Source organism: Actinocrinis sp. (assembly GCF_035650855.1).
Classification (GTDB): Bacteria; Actinomycetota; Actinomycetes; order Streptomycetales; family Catenulisporaceae; genus Actinocrinis.
In genome coordinates, this window is the sequence record NZ_DASRGV010000193.1 from 1 (window position 1) to 18,499 (window position 18,499).

Consider the following 18,499-nt stretch of genomic DNA (forward strand, 5'->3'; position numbering starts at 1 on the left):
GGCAGCGAGGTGACGTGCAGCCCGCCCATCGCGACGTACGCGCCGCGAGCCCGGAACGCGTCCGCGATCTCGTACGACCGGCGGGCCGAGGTGATGTAGGGCTGCAGGACAAGTAAGTCAGGGGTCTCTATCGCAGTCAGGTCGATCCGCTCGACGTGCTCGTCGATCAGGGTCACCTCGTCGTCGGGGGCGAGGTAGCCCGCCAGCGTGGCCAGTCCGAGCGGTGGAAACAGCGAATACTTCACCGGCCGCAACAGCGGGCTCGTCGCCTCGGTGAGGGCCGGAAGAATCATGGTGACGCGCATATCCGGACGCTACGGCGGCCGCTTCCCAGACGGCATATCGGTGCCGCATTCTGCACAGTACCTGCACTGATTCAACACATTTCCTCCACGCCGCCATCACAGAACCCTCACAATCGGCGGGCCGGGAGGTTATCCGCGCAAACAAACAGCTTGTTGCTCCCGGAGACAGCCGGGAGCAACAAGCTGAGAAATGCGGTATGTCTGTCTAGGTTCGTCTTGATTCGCTTAACGCGGCGCGTAGTCGGAGATCACTGGCAGGGCGGTGTCGCTGTAGTCGAACATGGCCTGGTTTTCCCAGCCGTCGCCCGAGTTCGGGTCGGTGGGGTCCCAGCCGTTGCCCTTGACCACGGTCCAGGTCGGCTCCCAGTAGAACGCGCCCAGGCCCAGCCCGCCGGGCACCGCCTGAACGATGCTGAGCGTGTCGCGGAACATCGCCGCCTGCCCGGCCGGGGTCGCCGGATAGCCGGTCTCCAGCTCGCTCGCGGTGCTGAAGCTCAACGTCGCGGTCGGGTCACCGCTCTCCAGCGTCCACGGGTACGCCGTCTCGGCCAGCACGATGGGCTTGCCGTAGCGCGCGGCGGTCTGGTCGAGGGTCGACTGCAGCTCGTCGAGGTAGCCGTGCCAGTACGAGTAGTACGACAGGGCGATGACGTCGAAGGGGACACCCTGCGCCTGCGCGTTGTCGTAGAACCACTGGACGCCGCCCCAGTCGGCCGCGTTGGCGATGTGCAGGGCGATCTTCGTGCGCGGGTCAGCCGACTTCACTCCGGCGATCGCCGACTTGAGCAGGGCGCCGAAGGTGGGCCACGCGGTGCTCGAACCGTAGTCAAGGCCGGTCGGCCACAGGAAGCCGCCGTTCACCTCGTTGCCGGTCTGCACCATGTCCGGCGGCGTGCCCTGGCGAACCAGGTCGCTGACAACCTTGGCCGAGTAGCTGTAGATCTGCGCCTCCAGCTGGCTGAGCGAGTCGTTCGCCCACGCGGCCGGGATGCTCTGGTGGCCCGGGTCGGCCCAGGTGTCGGAGTAGTGGAAGTCGAGGAACAGCTTCATGTGATGCGCCCTCGCCTCGCGGGCGCCGGCCAGGAGCTGCTGTTCGTCGTTGAAGCCGTCCACCGGGTTGACCCAGACGCGCAGCCGCGCGTAGTTCATTCCGGCGTCGCCGAGGATGCGCAGCGCGTCCTCCTGCCGCCCCGACGCGGTGTAGTAGACGCCGCCGAGCTGCTCGCCGCGCACCAGGCTCGACACGTCACCGCCACGGATCGGCAGCGAGGCGTGCCCTGGAGTGAGGGTGACGAGGCCGTAGTTGGTCCAGTCCCCGGCCGCGCTGTCGGATACCAGGCGGATGACGGCTTCGTGCCCGCTGACCCGGACGGAGGTGACGATGTAGAGCCAGCTGCCGTCGGAGATCACCGGGACGGCGGTCCGCTCACTGGCCGGCCCGGACCGCAGCTCGATGTAGTTCGCCGTGTCGCCGCCGCCCGATTTCACCCAGACGCCAAGCGTGTAGTCGCCGTTGCGCAGACCGGTCACGCGCTGCCAGGTGGTGACTTGGTATGCCGAGGACGACCAGTGCGTGAGCTGATACGGATCGCCGTTGTAGCCGTAGCCCGTCGCCTCGACGAACGACGCGCCGGCGGTGCCGGTGGCCGTCCAGCCGGTGGGCGTGACGGTCGCGCTTCCGTCGAGGTTGAACGCCGGGTTGACCACCGCGCCGCTGCCCGGCTCCGAGCCATCGGCCGCGCCCTGCGCATGCGCCGCGACGGGAAACGCGCCGAGCGCCAGGACGACTGCGCCAACGCCGAGCCGCCGCGTCCATGATCGTAACTTCATCACACCACTCCCCTTGCGGGTCAGCCTTCCCGTCATTGGGATCGTTCACAGTCCCGGACGCAAGTGATATCACCGGCGTGCGCCAGAGTCGAGATGCAGCAGGGGATTTCGCACATCACGTTTCCGTGAACGCTCCCAGAACCGAGGCTCCTGGAGCAGATCGACCACGTCTCGTCGTGAGGCTGCGGGCATGCGACGGCAGACACGAGGCGGCAGACATGACACGCCGGGGCTCCGATTCAAAACAGGGTCGGCGGCGCGGCGGGAATCGCCTCCGGCAGCGGCTCGACTTCGGGCAGACGCGCTCTCACGTCGGCGTGGAAGCGGCGCGCCAGCGTGAGCGCGGCGTCGTTGTCCGGCGTGTGGATGAAGACCGTCGGGGAGCGGCCCTCGCGCAGCCAACCCACGACCGTGTCGAGCCACGGCTGCCAGCCCGCGACCGTCAGTTCCTCGTCGTCGCGGCCGATGTAACGCACGATCGGCTGGTCGGTGAGGGCGCGCTGCCGACGCGGGAGGCGCGGCTTCTTCATCCACGCCTCCCGCTCCATGTCGGTGCTCGGCGGGGTCTCGTACAGAACCGTTGTATCGAACGTCACCCACTCGGCGCCGACCTCGCCGAGGACCTGTTCGAGGCGCTGCTCCCAGTGCGGATCCTCGAAGAACGCACGATGCCTGACCTCGACCGCGTAGCGATATCTGCCCGGTAGCCTGCGCAGGAAGCCGGCGAGCGCGTCGAGGTCGCCCGGGGTGAACGATGGCGGCAGTTGCACCCACAGCGCGTGGGTGCGCGGGCCGAGGGGTTCGATCGCGGTGAGGAAAGCGCGCAGCGGTTCGGCGACGTCGGCGAGACGGCGCTCGTGCGTGATCGGGCGCGGCAGCTTGAGCAGGAACCGGAAGTCCGCAGCGGTCTGCTCGGCCCACGACCTGACCGTCTCGACCGACGGCGTCGCGTAGAACGTCGTGTTGCCCTCGACCGCGTTGCACCACCTCGCGTACGCGCGTAGCCGGTCGCGGGGCGGCAGCGGGTGCGGCAGCTCGCGGCCTTGCCAGGCCACGTGCGTCCACATCGCGCAGCCGACGTGGAGTTTCATGCTTCGAGCCTACCTACTACGCGATCGCAGGGTGCGAAGAGGAGCAGGCCCAGCGGATTCGACCGGCGTCAGAAACGAAGGCGCTCTGTCCGGGGTCCGCTGCGGAGTGCATGTCCTCACTGTGCGCCGGGACGGGGCCGACGCGCTTGATTGATTTTGCGGTGTTGGGGTCGCCTGCTACGGGCGGCCGACCACCGCCTAGGACCGGCCGAACGTCAACGCCCGCAGGTAGTTGCGGAAACGCACTGGCTGGTACGCCTCCAACGCGCGGCGTTCTTGGCGTAGCCGATGCTGCGCCGCCGAGACTCCCTCGCGGTGCAGCGCGCAATCCCGGTCGATCGCCGCGATCGCCGTGTTGTGCGACGATCGCGTGCTCTGCTCGTCGGCGGCCAGTGAATCCCGCTGCGCCTGGGTTTGGCCGTGCGCCGTCTTGTGCTGGACGTCGGCGGCCGACCTGATCGCGGTTTCGCGCGCCGTGATGCCGGACTGTCTGAGGGCCGCCTCGGTGTCGATTTGCGCTCGGATGGCGGCCGTCAGCTGTGCGGGCATGCGGACGCGTACGCGGTTCACCAGGCCGATACGCCAGGCCTCCAGGTGCCGGGCGCGTACCTCGCCGACCATCGGCACCTTGAGCGCGCGGCCGTCGCGGTGCAGCACGCGCACATGCGTGGAGCGGCCGAAGCCCCGATCGACGCGGATGCCAGTGAAGTCCGCAGCGGTGCGGATGCCTGCCGTCTCCAGTTCGGCGACGACGGCGCGGCCGATGCCGTAGATCTGGGCCGCGTCGATGCGGTGTCTGGAGAGTTCGTCGGCGAGGTGCCGGGCTTCGACGGACGAGGTGCGCCGTGCCAGCTCAGTACTCTTCCAGGTCTGCATCTCGGTGCGCTCGCGGACCAGCTTCGCCAGCTCTTCGTCCCGCCATCGGTCGATCCTGGCGTACTCGGCGGCCGCGTCCCGGTCGATCCGGCTTCTGCGATCGGCGAGCGCGCGCAGCTCCCGCTGGTAGGTCGCGATGCTTTCCTCGCGCGCGGCGAGCTGCCAGCGCAGCTGCGCTTGGATCTGCTTCTCCTGGGTGCGTGCGGCGTGCACTGCTTTGCGCCGAGCTCGGCGCGCGTTGACTTCGGGCTTTCGCAGGAAGCTGATCCACCAGGGCGTGACGGCCGGCAGACCGGCGACTAAGACGGCACCGCCGATGAACACCGGTGGTATGACGTACGCACACGCGGCAGCGACGACGCCGAAGAACAGGAGGCTGCCATACCACGCCGCGCGCGCCGTCCGCGTCGGTCGACTCAACGGGACCGGCGCCGGAGGGGGCAGGTGATCGTCGAGCCACGAAGCGCCGCCGCCGAGGGTCGCGCCGTTCGTCGCGGGACTCTGTGCCTTCGACGGGCCGTCCGGCTGCTTGGCCGCCGGCACGTCGAGTGGCGCAATGGCGTCGAGCGGCTTGCGGGCCATGTCGGCAAGGTCCTGCGCCCGCGTACGCAACTGCGCGCTCACGGAGCCGAGCGAGGCCAGCGCCGGTGACGACGCCGGGTCTTCGAGGTCGTACTTCTGCAGCAGCAGATACTCGCCGCCCGACTTGTGCAGCCGGTACCAGAGCGTCGGATCGGCGGCGAGCGCGGCAAGCGACAGGTGGATCACGCGGGCGGAGAAGCGGTCGAGCCAGGGTCCGTAGTCGCTCGCGGTGCGCCGCGGGTGCTGGTAGTTGGGCTGGCCCAGCTCCATCGCGGGCCGATCGCGCAACGCGGGCACGTACATGCCGTCGTAGTCGATCAGCTTCAGCTCTCCGCGCGCGGTGACCAGCAGGTTGCCGTGCTGGAGGTCGCCGTGGGCGAGTCCGGCCGCTTCGAGGCCCGCGACCAGCTGCGCGAAGCCGTCCGCCAGCCGGCCGAGGGCGGCGCGATCGCCGGTGCGCAGCCGGTCCTCGATCCACGAGATCAGCTGCTTGGCCTCGATCCACTCCATGACGAGCACCGGATAGGGCTTGCCCTGCACCAGCACTCCGGTCTCGACATAGCGGAACTCGACCTTCCATCGCGCCGGCACGTCACGCAGCGCGGCCCCGATCTCCCGGAATCGCTCCTGCTGATCCGGAACATCGCGTGTGAAGCACTTGATGGCGAGGCGGCGTCCGCCGGCGGTGTCCGCGGTGAAGACGCTGGCGAAGTTCCCTGAGATAGGTCGCGGCAACCCGAAGCGGTCGGTGCGGATCGTGCACCCGACAAGCTCGGGATCGACGAAGCAACGCCGCGTGTCCTGCAGCGCGTCCACGTACGCCCCGCTGCTCGGGAAGGTCACCACGGTACTCACGCGGGCCCCGCCATCAGCGCACTGCGTTCGCGTCGAGCCGGCAGCGCACGATCGTGACGTCGTCGTTGCGCATGACGCGCTCCGAGCGCAGCTTATCGAGCCAGGCGCGCGCATCACCGGGGGCTGCTGCGTCGCAGACCTCATCGATCTCGCGCCATGGCTCTCGGCCGTCCTCGGCCTCGGCCAGGAACCACTGCGCGGCCGCGTCGGTCGCCAGGTAGAAGACGTCTCCGGGCGACCAGGTCCCATGCCGGACCACGGTGCGCGCCTCGATCAGTTCGCGGTCCGGTGCGCGGGTACCGGCCAGGTGCGGGCTGGTGTCGAAGTCGGCCGAGCGCTCCAGCGGGAACGCTTCGGCGAGCCGGGCGTCGCGGACGTGGAATCCGCACGCGTCACCGAGCGCAGCCGCGCTCCAGGTTCCGCCGAGGACGCCCGCTGAGTGTGCGAGCTCTGATTCAGATTCCGCGCTCCAGCGGAAGGAGACGCCGAGCAGTGTGGCGTAAGCGCCCTGTTCGAGCTTTGACTCCTCGTACCAGGCGATCGGCCGGCCGATCCGCCCGCGCCGCCGCACGTATCGCTCCACGTGTGCGGGCCACCGCGCCGCCGCCGCACAGACCCGCTCGGCGAACACGTCCGCGCCCAAGTCCCGCCCCGCGAATCCACCCACGGCCCGGGTCAGCCGGTCCGCCCACGCGCCCGCCAGCATGCTCTCCGAGGCGCCGTCCGCGATCGCCACCGTGCAGCCCCCGGTCGCGGACGCGCGCGGGCCGGTCCGCTGCGCGGAGACGAACCAAGCATCTTCGTACTCTGTTTCGCTTGACCCGATCTTCGGCCCGCTCAACACCGTGTAGCTCAACCCGGCCGGCGTCAGCGGCGCGCGCCTCAACACTGCGCGCCTGACCACGGCGTGGCGCGGTACCGCGTGCACGAGCCGTCCGTCCTCAACGCAGGTCGGTCGCACGGGTGCCGATGTCGAGGAACTGGACGACCGAGGTGATGTCGGCGTTGAAGACGAAGCCCCGGCTGCCCTCCGAGACCGCGATTCCCTGCGTCGTCGCGTAGTGGAGCATGTGCGGCGGCAGCGGCGAGGACATGCCGAACAACAGCCGCGCGAAGTCGTCCGGCAGGTTGGCGTCGCTCGCCGGGAACACGATCGGTGCCGCCTGCCCGGCGCTCACGTGCAGGTTGAACACGAGCACCGGCCCGTCGGCGGTCGCCAGCGAACGCAGCCCTGCCGCCACCTCGGAGGGGTCGCCGTCGGTGGACTCGCCGTCGGTCAGATTGAGCACGATCGGCGGGAAGCTGCCGGGCCGCTCGCCGACCCAGCGCTCCACCAGCGCCGCGGCCTGGCCGAGCGCCTGCGTCATCGGCGTGCCGCCGTTCGCCACCGGATCGACCCACACCGGGAACCGCGCTGTGGTCTCCACCAGGCCGCCCGCGCCGTCCGGCACCTTCTTCGCCCGCTCCTCCACCCGCAGCGGATTGTCCGCGACCTGGCTGAGCGGCACCAGATCCCGGCCTGCCAGCTCGCCGCCGAACGCGGAGCCGATCCGCGCGCCGTAGCCGAGCACCGCGACGTGGAAGTAGTCGCGCACGCCCTCCTCCTTGGCGCACTTGAGCGACAGCTCGAACAGCAGCCGGTTCAGCGCGTCCGCGACCGCGTCCGCCTTGCGTTTCGGGGTGCCTTCACCGCCGGCCGCGATCGGGTCTTCCATCGAGGTGGACTGGTCCAGCAGGAATACGAAGCAGGTCGGGTTGGCCCGGCTGATCTCCACGGAATACGCCATCGGGCGCTCCCTCCCTGGTCAGGAGTCTGACTCTTCGATGCTAACCCACCGGCCGCATCCCCGTTCGTCCTCATCGTCATCCCCGCCCGCGACCGGGCCACACGCATGGAAATCCAGCTGGCGGGCATGCGGCGGTATCCGAAACCTGCGATAAAGATCGGAAGGAAGGCCGCATGGGAGCCATCGCCGCAGTCCTGTTCGCCGTGGCGTTCTTCATCAACGGCAGTGGGACCTCGACCAACGCCTGGTTCAGTCCGACCAGCCTGATGCTCGCCGGTTTGACCTGTCTGGCCCTGCACCTGCTCGGCGTCGGCACCGGTTGGTACGCGCGCCGCCGCTGATCGCCGAGGCACCAGCCGGAACAAGATCCGCCGGGGCGATGCTGCAGCTGAGGTGAACCCGACCTTCGCGCTCAGCTACAGCACGCCCTTCTTCGGCGCCGATCCGGACCGGCTGATGACGGTGGCCCGCCACGCCGAACAGTGCGGCTTCGACGCCCTGTACGTGCCGGAGCACGTGGCCATGTATCCGGGAGCGCAGCTCGGCTCCTGGTCCGTGCCGCCGACGCTGCCGTTCCCGGACCCACTGGACATCCTGACCTTCGTCGCCGCCGGTACCGAGCGCATTCTGCTCGGTACCGGCGTTCTGCTGCTGCCGTACCACCACCCGGTGACCTTGGCTAAGCGCCTGGCGACCATCGACGTGCTCTCGCGCGGCCGCATGCGCTTGCTCACCGTCGGCGTCGGGGCACTGCCCGGGGAGGCGGCGGCAGTCGGCGTCGACTACGGCACGCGTGGACGGCGCGCGGACGAGGCGATCGAGGTGCTGCGGCGGCTGTGGGTCGAGGACGAGGACGGCGCGACGTTCCACGGCGAGTTCTTCGATCTCGACAACGTCTTCAGCTACCCGAAGCCGCTGGGCCAGGCCGGGCTTCCGATCCACGTCGGCGGGTCGAGTCCGGCTGCGGCCAGGCGCGCTGGACGTCACGGAGACGGCTGGCTGCCCGGCGGATCGCTGCGCGACGACGACCGCAAAGCCCTCTGGGAGCTGGTGCGGACGACGGCGCAGGAGGCCGGCCGCGATCCGGACGGCATCACCTACGCGCGCATGGGGCACCTGGAGATGACGGCCGAATACGTCGAACGCCTGGCGCAGGAGGGAGTCACGCGCATCCTCGTCGGCGCGCCCGACGGCGAGCCGGAAGAGCAGTGCGAGCAGCTGACGGCCTTCGCCGAACGCTTCGGCCTCGCCTCCGGCCACCACTGAACGCGGACGGCCGCCGCCTCGGGAGTTCGAGGCGGCGGCCGTTGCTGCTGTCGCTATGCCGAGTTACGCGTTAGCCGCGATCACAAGACAGCGGGTTTACGCATCTGCCGTTCACGCGTCAGCGGTTCACGCGTCAGCGGTCAGGACCGGTAGCCGGCGGGCTGGCCGGTGACCGGGTCGAGGAAGAGCGCGCGGTTGTCGCCGCGGCGGTCGTCGAAGTCGAACATGTGGTCGAGCGTCCCGGCGATCGCGTCGTAGGAGCCTGAGATGCGCGGCAGCCGCCAGTTGTCCTCGACGAACTTCAGGATGCTGCTCTGGTCGGTGAGGGTGTGGTCGACGTAGTTGTGCTTGGCGAACGGGGAGATCACCAGCAGCGGCAGCCGCGGGCCGTAGCCGCAGCGGCCGTTCTGGCCGGCCAGCGGGGTGGTGGCCGCGGTGTTGCCGCACACGCCGGTGCCGTTCAGGAAGTCCTGCGGTCCGGGCGGGGTGGGCGCGTTGGTGGTGTTCGACGGGTTGTGCACGCCGCTGTAGACGTGGTCGTAGTAACCGTCGGAGTCGTCGTAGGAGACCACGACGGCGGTGCTGGACCAGTCCGGGGTGTGCTCGAGCGCGTTGACCTCGTTGACGATGAACTGCTGCTCGTCGTACGGGTCCGAGTAGCCGGCGTGGCCGTCCTGGTAGCCGGGGGCCTTCAGGAAGCTGACCGCGGGCAGGTGGTCCGCGGACAGGTAGCCGCGCGAGATCGCGGACACCAGCGCGTCGAAGTCACTCGTGTCGTACTGGTGGTTGGCCGTGTTGAACTGCGGCACGCCGTTCGTGATCGTCTGGGTGTCGGTGCCGATCGCGGCCAGCGAGGCCGGGGCCAGGTGGTGCGGGTTGGCGGTGCTGGCGTAGTACTGGAACGGCTCGTGGTGCGGGATGTAGTCGTCCTTGTTGCCGTAGTTGTTCGCGCCCGCGGCCGTGCCGCCGACGCCGCCCACCGCGGCGCCGACCGGGTGCACCGCGTTACACAGGCCCTGGTCGGACGCGGGCTTGACGGCGAACTTGCCCTTGAACTCGTCCGGGGTGAACACACTGGTCGGCTGGGCGCCGCCGGTGGCCGTGGCGAAGGTGGTGGTCGGGCGGAACCCGCCCTGGAACCAGCCCCAGCTCAGGCCCTGGGCGTTGAGCAGGTCGCCGACGTTCTTGCCGTTGAGGGAGACCGCGTCGCGCACGGAGCAGTCGTCGTAGTACGGCTGGGCGTCAGAGACCAGCGACGTTCCCCCCACGCCGTCGCTGACCGTGTCGCCGTCGGTCGCCGCGCCGTTGATCATGGTGCCGACGTTGCCGGTGTCGCCGGACACCAGGTTGATCGCGCCCGGGGAGGACGGACCGAAGGTGGTGCCGAAGGAGTTGTCGCTCATCGCGAACTGCTGGGCGTAGTTCCACAGGCCCGTGACGGTGTTGCCGTCGTAGTAGTTCATGACGTCGGACCCGCTGCACGCCTGGCCGGTGCCGCTGGTGCCGCTGCTGTTGCCGACGGTGGTGATGAACTTGTCCATCGCGCCGCCGTCGAACGCCTTCTGCTCGTCGTTGTAGTCGTGGTCCTGGTCGCAGGTCAGCACGTCGTTGATGTTGGCCGGGTCGAGGCGGCGCGGATTGACCTGCTTGCCCGAGGCGTCCTTGTTCGGGTTGTTGGTCAGCAGCGTGCCCTTGCCGCCGGCGCCCTTGGTGTCGGCGAGCGTGTTGGCCTTGGGCGTGCCGCCCTTGGCGTGGAAGGGCTGGCCGGAGGTGTTGGCGGCCTTCGGGTAAGTGCCGAAGTAGTGGTCGAAGGAGACGTTCTCCTGGTAGATGACGACCAGGTGCTTGATCGGCGTGGTGGTCTCGCCCCACGACGGGTTGGCGGCCTGGTGGCCGGGGCTCGCCTGGCCGAACGCTGAACTGCTCAGCGCGATGACCGAGCCCAGGGCCGCGACGCCGACGGCGGCGGTGCGCATTCTGAACACGTGTGTTCCTTCGGTTGGAGCCTGCTTGCCCGCTCAGCAGAACGCTGCGCTTCGCGCAACGTAGCGACGGGACGTGAACAGATGTCGCCCTCACGGCGAACTCCACGCGCCGCAACGTATGCATCACCAGTAACACCTTCCGCGGCGCGCGCGGCCTCGCCGTCGCACGGAGAAGCTGCCGGTCCCCTCGCCTGATCGTCGGACCTCTGCGCGCGTGTCTCGATTCGGTCTCGACGCGCGCCGCGGTTCTGTCGAGCGGTGCGGCATGGTGACATGCTGGTCGAGGCCTGATAACACCCGGACCGATCAGGGAGGGCGTGTTGTCCGCTCCCGTGTCGCCCATGCGGTTGTTGCAGTCGAGTGACCCGGTTTTCGTGCGCTCGCCGAGTTCATCGGGCGGCGTGGACGTCCGTCGCGTGGTGCGCTGTACCTGCGGACGGGACAGCGATTGGTTGATCATCGCCGGGTCGGCGCGTGTGGTCTTCGTGTGCCGCTGTGGGAAACGCAGCGAGCGACCCGACGTGTCGCTGACAGATCTCGTCGGCCTCGTGCGTGAGGAGCCGATGCGGCCGGCCTGGTCGGGGATCGACGACGCGGTGCGGGCGCTGGGGTTCGCCCGGCGCGGGCCGCATCGGCGCCTTTCCCGGCCGCAGCACTGGCCGAGGCTGCGGGCTGCCCGCCGGAGCTGTTGACAGCAAGCTGTCGAATTGACAGTATGCTGTCCATGCTGAAGACGCAGACTGTCCACGTGGCCGTGTACGACACCCTCGCTGACTGGGAGGTCGGACACGCGATCGCCCACATCCGCTCCGCCGCCTACCAGCACACCCCCGGACGGTACGAGGTTCGGACGGTAGCTCAGTCCAGTGCGCCGGTCACCACGGCCGGCGGCATGCGCATCCTGCCGGACCTGGCGCTCGACGAGGTCGATCCCGCCGACTCGGCCATGCTGATCCTGCCGGGAGCCGACAGCTGGAACGTCCCGGACGGCAACACGCAGTTCGCCAAGGCCGCCCGAAGGTTCCTGGACGCCGGGGTGCCGGTCGCCGCGATCTGCGGCGCCACGCTCGGCCTTGCCCGTGAAGGGCTTCTGGACGACCGGGAGCACACCAGCGGGGCCGCCGCCTACTTGGCCGGCTCGGGCTACGCGGGCGGGGCGCACTACCGCGAGGCTTCCGCAGTCACCGACCGCAATCTGATCACCGCGGGTCCGACGAACCCGGTCGAGTTCGCGGGCGAGGTGCTGGCGATGCTCGACCTGTACACGCCCGACGTGCTCGACGCCTGGTACCGCTTGTTCGGGCGCTCCGACGCCAGCGCCTTCCCGGTCCTGATGGCTGCGGGGGCGAAGTGAACAGCGACCTGCCGACCGATCCGGCGCAGCTGCTCTCGGGTACCGCACTCGCGGTCTTCCGCCTCAACGGGCAGTTCCTCGACGTCTCCGAGAAACTCGCCCGGCCCGCGGGCCTGACTGCGGCCTGGTGGCAGGTGCTTGGCGCGGTGGTGCGCGAGCCGCTGCCCGTCGCCGGGATCGCCCGAGCCATGGGCATCACCCGGCAAAGCGTGCAGCGCATCGCCGACCTGCTGGTCGACAGGGATCTGGCCGAATACCGGCCGAACCCCGCCCACGCCCGCGCCAAACTGCTGGCGCTCACCGAGGACGGCCGAGCCGCCATAGGCCGGATCAGCCCCGCGCATCGCGCACTGGCGCAACAGCTGGCCGAACACCTCGGCACCGAGGAGTTTCAGAGGGTGCTGAGTGCTCTGCGGACGCTGACCCAGGCCATGGACAAGATCGCAGAAGACTGACGTCTTCGCGACCGGGAAAGAGGTATTTGGACTGTTCTGCCAGGGACCTTCGCCACGAAAGAAGCAGCTCGTGCTCTGATTCCATGAAGGTAAGAACTCTCCACGCGCCGTGCGCGGATCAACGCACGGGAGGAGTCGGTCATGAATACAGGCAAGCGAATCGGGGCCGGAGCCGTCGCGGTCATCGCCGCGGTGGCTGTCGGCGCTCCAGCGGCGTCAGCCACCCAGGCAGCACCGGTCGCGAAGGCGCAGGCGGCGACATCCGCGACTGCGTCCGCGGCGGTCGTCACCCTGCCAAGCTGGCCGGTGCTGCGCCAGGGCAGCAACGCGCAGTGGCCGCGCGCCACCGTCAGGTCGCTTCAATACCTGCTGGACGCGCGCGGTGCCAGGCTCACGGTCGACGGGGCGTTCGGGCCGCTGACGAATGCGGCCGTCGTCGCGTTCCAGCGTGCGCACCGGCTGCCGGCCAACGGGGTGGTCGATGCGGCGACCTGGAGGGCCCTGGTCGTCACGGTCCAGTACGGCAGTCGCGGCTACGCGGTACGCGCCGTGCAGGACCAGGCTAATTTCCGGAACCTGAAGGACGGCCGCTCGCTGGTCGTGGACGGGATTTTCGGGCCCAAGACCAAGGCGTGGGTCGTGGCCTTCCAGAACGCGATGAAGACGGAGGTGCCGGGATTCCAAGTCGACGGCATCGTGGGTCCGCAGACCTGGCAGGCGTTGATCAGCGAGGCGTTGTCAGGCTGACCGACGGGACCGGATCTCGCACAGCCCGGCACCGCACTTGACGCCGGCACCGCACTTGACGCCCCTGTTGTAACTGCTATGGTTACAACAGGAGGTGCGGGATGGGAGCGAACAGCAGGTTGACCATCGCGGCCCATGCGCTGGCCTGGATCGGCCTGAACGAGCGGATGGGCGGCGAGGTGGCCACCTCCGAGCAGGTCGCCAACAGCGTCAACACCAATCCGGTGGTGATCCGCAGGCTGCTCGGGGATCTGCGCGAGGCAGGGCTGGTCGAGTCCCGGCGCGGCGCCGGGGCCGGTTGGCGCCTGACCCGGACGCCCGAATCGATCAGCTTGGCCGAGGTCTACCAAGCGGTCGAGGAAGGCCCGCTGTTCGCCCTGCATCCCGCCACCCCCAACCAGAAGTGCCCTGTGGGCCACGGCATCCGCTCCGTCCTCACCCCGGTGTACGACGGCGCCGAGCAGGCCCTGCGCGCGCAATTGGCCCGCACCAGCGTGGCCGACGTACTGCGCGAGTCCATCGCCGTGCACTGACGATTCAACGGCGCGTCCGATGCGCGTCGCAGTGCGCCGCTTGTCGTAACAAACTTGGTTACAACTAAGGAGCAGCAATGACCACCCTCGAATACGCCGTGTACGTGACGCCGTCCAAGCCCGCGGTCTCCGACGACCTGCCACCGGGCGAGGCGCGCCGGCTGTGGTCGCCCACCGCCTCCACCCTGATCTACGGCGAGCGCGACGCGGTGCTCGTCGACCCGCTGATGACCATCGAGGAGTCCCGCGCCCTGGCCGCATGGGTGGCCGCCACCGGCAAGAACCTCACCACGATCTTCGTCACCCACGCGCACGGCGACCACTTCTTCGGCGCCCCGGCTCTCCTTGAGCGCTTCCCGGACGCCAGGCTGGTCTCCACCGCGGGCGTGGTGAAGCACATGGACGCCCAGTACGGTCCGCGCTGGTTCGACGGCTTCTGGGATCCCCGCTTCCCCGGCCAGATCTCGAAAACCCACTTGGTCGCGCAACCCCTCGGCGACGACAACCTGATCGAGCTGGAGGGCGAGCAGCTGCACGCGCTCGAGCTCGGCCACGCCGACACCGACGGCTCCAGCGCCCTGCACGTGCCGTCTCTCGGCCTGGTCGTGGCCGGCGACGCCGTGTACGGCGACGTGCACCTGTACCTGGCCGAGTCCAAGGGCACCGGACGAACCGACTGGCTCGCCGCCCTCGACACCATCGAGCGGCTCGCGCCCGCCGCGGTCGTCTCCGGGCACAAGCGCGACGGCGACCCCGACAGCCCCGAGGACATCGCGCGCACCCGCCGCTACATCCAGGACTTCGCTGCCGCCGCCGAGAAGGCGACCGGCTACCTGGACCTGTACGAGGCGATGATCAGCCGCTACCCCGACCGCGTCAATCGCGGCGTGCTCTGGAACTCCGCCAAGGCCGTCACCGCCTCAGTGGGTGCGTAGGTCCCGTCGCCAGTGCGCCGGCGGCGTGCCGTAGCGGTTCTTGAACGCGCGACTGAACGCCGCCTCCGACGTGTAACCGACGTTCTTCGCGACGAGCGCGACCGAAAGGGACGTGTCACGCAGCAGGTTGGTGGCGGCATCCAGGCGCACGTGCGCGAGGTAGGTGGCCGGCGGCTTGCCGACGCGAGCGAGGAACCGCGCCGCGAACGCCGACCGGGAAAGGTTGCACGCGCGGGCGAGTTCCTCGACCGTCCAGTCGTGGTCGGGACTCCGGTGGATCGCGCTCAGGGCCGCGCCGATCTGCGGGTCGAACGCACCGGCCAGCCAGTTCGGTTCGGCGTCCGAGCCGGCGGCCCAGGCGCGAAGGATCTGAATGAAGATCAGGTCGAGGATGCGGGCGACCATGACCGCAGAGCCCTGAGAGGGAGACTCCATCTCGATCAAGAGCATCCGGCGGGCGACTTCGAGCCCTTCGAGCGCCGGACTGCCGCCCGCGCGCAGGATGATCACGGCCGGCAGGCTCCCGAGCAGATGACTGGCCTGCGGGTCGCCGATCGTGAACGTTCCGCAGAGCCAGCGCGCCGGCCCGGGAGCATCGCTCTCGGCGGAATCAGCACCCGTGGCCGCTCGCGTGCCCCCGCCCGTATCGCTGACGTAGTGCCGGTCGCCGCGGGGAAGCAGGACGACGTCGCCGCGGCTTACGTGCTCGACGCGCGGGTGTCCGCCGATCCGAAGGGCGAGTCCGCCCTCTTCGACGAAGTGCAGGCTGCCGACACCGGCGAAACCGATCGAGAAGATCCGCGGCGGCGCGTATGCGACGATCCGGTCGCCGCTCAACCGGACGCTGCGCAGCAGCGCGGAGAGCAAATCATGGGACTGACTTTCTCCGTCGAGCCCGAGCGCGGCCTCCTCGGGCACCGCCGTTTCGGTGATTTCTTGCGGCAACACGAGCGATTCGGCCGGCACCGCCGGACGATCGGCAAGGTTTGTCGGCGGAGCGGTCATGGTCGCTGCTCATTCCTCTGGCTACGATCGGCAAACAGTGACGGGGCGCACTGTCATATTCCAACTTCTCGGCGAAACGGGGACCCGCTCGCCGGTTTCAACCGAGACTAACGGCCAGGAGTACCTCCATGACGCAGGAAAACAATCCGACCAAGATCAGCTTCGTCTATTCCAACCCCGCCGACCCGGAGGCTTTCGAGGCGGCCTACCCCGATCAGCTCGCGCTGGCGCGCAAGCTCCCCGGCCTGACCCGGTTGCAGGCCTCGAAGGTCTGGCCCAAGGAGGACGGCAGCCCGACGCCGGCCTACCGGCTGTTGGACCTGTACTTCACCGACTACGCGGCGGCCAGCGCTGCGGCCGCGGAGGCTGGTCCGCTGGTCGCCGCCACGCTCGAGCACGCCACCGGCGGCGTGGTCATCGCATTCGCGGAAATCCTCGAAGACGCCTAAGCACGGCAAAGCGGATTCATACCCGCAGCCCGGGTCCGGCCGGTTTCTCGTCGGCCGGACCCAGGGTCGAATCCGCCACCCGAAATAACTGCGAGCCCGTCAAGAACAATCTGATTCTTGACCTACGCCGTCAGCGTCGCTCGATCAGAATCGGGTCGCCGGTGATGGTCAATGTGTCCCCCGCTCTGATTGCGGTACGGCTTCCGTCGAGATCCTCTACGGCGACCATGTCCGGCTCCGCGGTGGTGGTTGCGGTTCCCGTGTCGGTCCAACGGATCGTCGCCTCGTACGCGTGGCCGGGATCGGTGATGCGGAAATCGCACTGCCAGACGTTGTCCGGCAGGTTGATCGGCAGGCCGTGTCCGCAGGACAGGCTCTGCGCGTGTACGAGCCATCGTTCGAGTTCTTCGACGGCCAGCGCGGCGGCCGTCGGTTCCCCTCCGGGCACCTGCAGGACGATCGGCAGTTTGCCGCTGCCCCAGTTGTAGAAGTACATCCGCTCCAGGTTGAGGTTGCGCGCGTAGATGCCGACCAGGTAGAAGCGGACCGCGTACCCCCGGGCCATCTCCTGCGAGAGGGGAGCCTGCAGGTTGATCGAGTAGGTCGTGCCGGTGCTCCACAGCCGCGGCTGGATGCCGGCGGTGTGCATCAGCCGGTCTACGGTGAGCGCCAGCGTGAGCATGGTTTCCGGCGGGTCGGAAGCCGTGTGCTGGTACAGCTTGATGCCGGCGACGTCGCAGTAGTCGTATCCGCCGGCGCGAGCGAACTGTTCCAGGACGCTCTGGCCGTCCGGGGTCCACAGATTTCCCATGCCGGGGCACACGATCGTCGCCTTGGGGTCGACCGCGCGGATGATGTGTGCGGCCCGCTTGGTCATGTCCACCAGAGTCTCGACCGGACCGTTGAAGTAGCGGTGATCGTTGGCGAGCGGCCACAGCTCGTAGCTCTCGATCCGTCCGCGGTACCGGTTCACCAGCGCACTGACATACGCGTCCCAGTCGCGTAGATCGGACGGCGGCGCCGCGCGCGAGCCGTCGGGATACGGGGCCGGTGGGGCGGCCGGGTTGGCCCAGGCGGGCGTGCCGCCGAGCACGAACAACACGGGATGCTGCGCCGCGAACGCCGAGGAGACCAGCCGGTCAAGCACCGTCCAGTCGAACTGGCCGGGGTACGGTTCGAGATCCGCCCAGCGCGTCCCGCTGTCCCACAGCCGCACGGCGCCCACTGAGAACGCCGGCATGATTCCGGTCGAGCTGTTGATCGTCACGCCGAACAGCGTCGACGCCACGGCCTGCGGCGGCAGGGACCAGGCCGGGCCGCTGATCTGTTGCGCGGTGTTCGTGGCGACCGCCCGGGCCGCCGTCGACGGGCCTTGCGAGGTATTCGCGATAGCCAGCAACGCGATGAGGATCGCGACAAGCAGTATCAGCGTTCGCTGTCTCTTCATCGCCACGTGCGCGGCGGGCTGAGGTGACTGCGCCGAATCAGGCGCACCGGCGGCGGCGGTCAGTGTGCGCGGCCCGGCGACAACAGCCGGTGCGGGTGAGCCAGCGACGCTCGGTGCGCTTTCACTGTGCCGGTCCTCGGTGATCGCCTGCCGCCACAGGGCAAAGAGCCCTGCGATGTCATCCGCCCCAGCGCCGCAGGCGCGCGCGACCTGCTCGATCCTGCCGAACTCCGGTGGCACGGACTGTCCGGCGCACAAACGGTGCACGGCCGACTTGCTGAGATTGACCCGCTTGCCGATCCACTCGTAGCTACGGCCACTGCGACGCTTCAACTCCGCGAGCGAGTCGCCGAGCTCGGCGGACGGAGAATGCGGCGCAGCCACGTTGCGTTCCTCACCCCCGGAAGCCCTCGTCGTGCCGCGCGGGGTGAGTTGAGCGTTGCCACCCCCTCACAGCACGTTCGTCGAGTCAATCCGAGGGCGAAGACCGGTGTCAAGGAGAAGCGCCCTTAACGCACACGCGTAGCAATGAGCCTGCCCGGCCGTCCGTCAGGCCGGGCAGGCTCATACCCCCGTTTTCAATCAGCAGCTCGACGTGGACTGGAACCGGACGATTCCGGTCTCGTCGTTGTGGATCGGGATCCACACCTCACCCTTGCCGCGCTGGTCGTAGGTGAAGTCCTCGGAGTACAGCCCGTACGCGTATGTGATGGTGATCCGGTAGCACCAGCCCGCGTCGATCCGGAAGGTGTCCCAGTCCTGATTCAGCGGAGTGTGCCCGCCGGCCGGAATCCACATGTACGAGTTGTGATACGAGCCGTGGTCGACACACGGCCCGTGGTAGCTGCCTGAGTCACACCAGTCGTGCGCCGCGTACACGCCGTAGGCGGACTGGTTGTACGTCTGCGAGCAGCCGGCGTCACAGCCGGGACCCGCCGGGATGACGGCTGCGCTCGCCGCGGGCGCCCCAGCACCCCCGAGCAGAACGCCAAGCGTG

General features: G+C 69.0%; 18 protein-coding genes and 1 pseudogene. 9 read left to right on the forward strand and 10 right to left on the reverse strand.

All coding sequences use genetic code 11. The features are described 5' to 3' along the window. The 6 genes and pseudogenes from VFB40_RS14165 to VFB40_RS14190 form a co-directional block, all read right to left on the reverse strand. Window positions 1-305: pseudogene (locus VFB40_RS14165) on the reverse strand (B12-binding domain-containing radical SAM protein); the annotation flags it as partial. Window positions 306-530: 225 nt separating this feature from the next. Then, window positions 531-2,135, reverse strand: a complete 1,605-nt coding sequence (locus tag VFB40_RS14170) for a glycoside hydrolase family 53 protein (RefSeq protein WP_324850785.1) — start codon at window positions 2,133-2,135, stop codon at window positions 531-533. A 239-nt stretch (window positions 2,136-2,374) separates the two neighbouring features. Next, on the reverse strand, window positions 2,375-3,226 hold the full coding sequence (locus VFB40_RS14175) for a DUF72 domain-containing protein (protein WP_324850788.1): 852 nt from the start codon (window positions 3,224-3,226) through the stop codon (window positions 2,375-2,377). A 198-nt stretch (window positions 3,227-3,424) separates the two neighbouring features. Beyond that, window positions 3,425-5,539 carry a protein kinase domain-containing protein gene (locus VFB40_RS14180; protein WP_324850790.1) on the reverse strand — a complete coding sequence of 705 codons (2,115 nt, stop codon included), beginning with the start codon at window positions 5,537-5,539 and terminating at the stop codon, window positions 3,425-3,427. Window positions 5,540-5,552: 13 nt separating this feature from the next. After that, window positions 5,553-6,275: a hypothetical protein gene (locus VFB40_RS14185; protein WP_324850792.1), complete on the reverse strand. Its 723-nt coding sequence runs from the start codon at window positions 6,273-6,275 to the stop codon at window positions 5,553-5,555. A 205-nt stretch (window positions 6,276-6,480) separates the two neighbouring features. Further along, on the reverse strand, window positions 6,481-7,326 hold the full coding sequence (locus VFB40_RS14190; protein ID WP_324850794.1) for a hypothetical protein: 846 nt from the start codon (window positions 7,324-7,326) through the stop codon (window positions 6,481-6,483). A 173-nt stretch (window positions 7,327-7,499) separates the two neighbouring features. Here VFB40_RS14190 and VFB40_RS14195 point away from each other — a divergent pair, with 173 nt between their 5' ends. Both VFB40_RS14195 and VFB40_RS14200 read left to right on the forward strand, forming a co-directional pair. After that, entirely contained in the window at window positions 7,500-7,667 is a 168-nt protein-coding gene (locus tag VFB40_RS14195; protein WP_324842038.1) for a hypothetical protein, read from the forward strand. Window positions 7,668-7,719: 52 nt separating this feature from the next. After that, a complete protein-coding gene (locus tag VFB40_RS14200; protein ID WP_324850796.1) occupies window positions 7,720-8,592 on the forward strand; it encodes an LLM class F420-dependent oxidoreductase in 873 nt (290 codons plus the stop codon). A 140-nt stretch (window positions 8,593-8,732) separates the two neighbouring features. Here the strand turns inward: VFB40_RS14200 and VFB40_RS14205 are convergent, their stop codons facing one another. Next, complete coding sequence (locus tag VFB40_RS14205) at window positions 8,733-10,568, reverse strand: phospholipase C (protein WP_324850819.1); 1,836 nt, start codon at window positions 10,566-10,568, stop codon at window positions 8,733-8,735. Window positions 10,569-10,918: 350 nt separating this feature from the next. Between VFB40_RS14205 and VFB40_RS14210 the strand changes: the two genes are divergently transcribed. The 6 genes from VFB40_RS14210 to VFB40_RS14235 all read left to right on the forward strand — a co-directional run bounded on the left by VFB40_RS14210 (window position 10,919) and on the right by VFB40_RS14235 (window position 14,601). After that, window positions 10,919-11,269 carry a hypothetical protein gene (locus tag VFB40_RS14210; protein ID WP_324850798.1) on the forward strand — a complete coding sequence of 117 codons (351 nt, stop codon included), beginning with the start codon at window positions 10,919-10,921 and terminating at the stop codon, window positions 11,267-11,269. Window positions 11,270-11,304: 35 nt separating this feature from the next. Next, on the forward strand, window positions 11,305-11,931 hold the full coding sequence (locus VFB40_RS14215; protein ID WP_414642092.1) for a DJ-1/PfpI family protein: 627 nt from the start codon (window positions 11,305-11,307) through the stop codon (window positions 11,929-11,931). Beyond that, window positions 11,928-12,386, forward strand: coding sequence for a MarR family winged helix-turn-helix transcriptional regulator (locus tag VFB40_RS14220; RefSeq protein WP_324850802.1), 459 nt, complete (start codon window positions 11,928-11,930; stop codon window positions 12,384-12,386). The genes VFB40_RS14215 and VFB40_RS14220 overlap by 4 nt, the downstream gene beginning before the upstream one ends. 141 nt (window positions 12,387-12,527) lie before the next feature. Further along, window positions 12,528-13,133 (forward strand): peptidoglycan-binding domain-containing protein, encoded by a 606-nt coding sequence (locus VFB40_RS14225; RefSeq protein WP_324850805.1) that lies wholly within the window; start codon window positions 12,528-12,530, stop codon window positions 13,131-13,133. Between the two features lie 101 nt (window positions 13,134-13,234). Then, window positions 13,235-13,666, forward strand: coding sequence for an Rrf2 family transcriptional regulator (locus tag VFB40_RS14230; RefSeq protein ID WP_324850807.1), 432 nt, complete (start codon window positions 13,235-13,237; stop codon window positions 13,664-13,666). A 77-nt stretch (window positions 13,667-13,743) separates the two neighbouring features. Beyond that, entirely contained in the window at window positions 13,744-14,601 is an 858-nt protein-coding gene (locus tag VFB40_RS14235; protein WP_324850809.1) for an MBL fold metallo-hydrolase, read from the forward strand. Here VFB40_RS14235 and VFB40_RS14240 read toward each other — a convergent pair. After that, the gene (locus VFB40_RS14240) at window positions 14,587-15,567 is read right to left on the reverse strand and encodes an AraC family transcriptional regulator (RefSeq protein WP_324850811.1); all 981 of its coding nucleotides are present in this window, start codon (window positions 15,565-15,567) and stop codon (window positions 14,587-14,589) included. The genes VFB40_RS14235 and VFB40_RS14240 overlap by 15 nt on opposite strands. Window positions 15,568-15,734: 167 nt before the next feature. Here VFB40_RS14240 and VFB40_RS14245 point away from each other — a divergent pair, with 167 nt between their 5' ends. Then, entirely contained in the window at window positions 15,735-16,055 is a 321-nt protein-coding gene (locus VFB40_RS14245) for an EthD family reductase (RefSeq protein ID WP_324850813.1), read from the forward strand. Between the two features lie 130 nt (window positions 16,056-16,185). On the opposite strand, the gene VFB40_RS14250 is transcribed toward VFB40_RS14245, so the two are convergent. Together VFB40_RS14250 and VFB40_RS14255 are read right to left on the reverse strand one after the other, a co-directional pair. Continuing rightward, on the reverse strand, window positions 16,186-17,886 hold the full coding sequence (locus VFB40_RS14250) for a helix-turn-helix domain-containing protein (protein WP_324850815.1): 1,701 nt from the start codon (window positions 17,884-17,886) through the stop codon (window positions 16,186-16,188). Window positions 17,887-18,084: 198 nt separating this feature from the next. Beyond that, window positions 18,085-18,499 (reverse strand): hypothetical protein (locus VFB40_RS14255; RefSeq protein WP_324850817.1); only part of this gene is annotated, 415 nt, incomplete at its 5' end.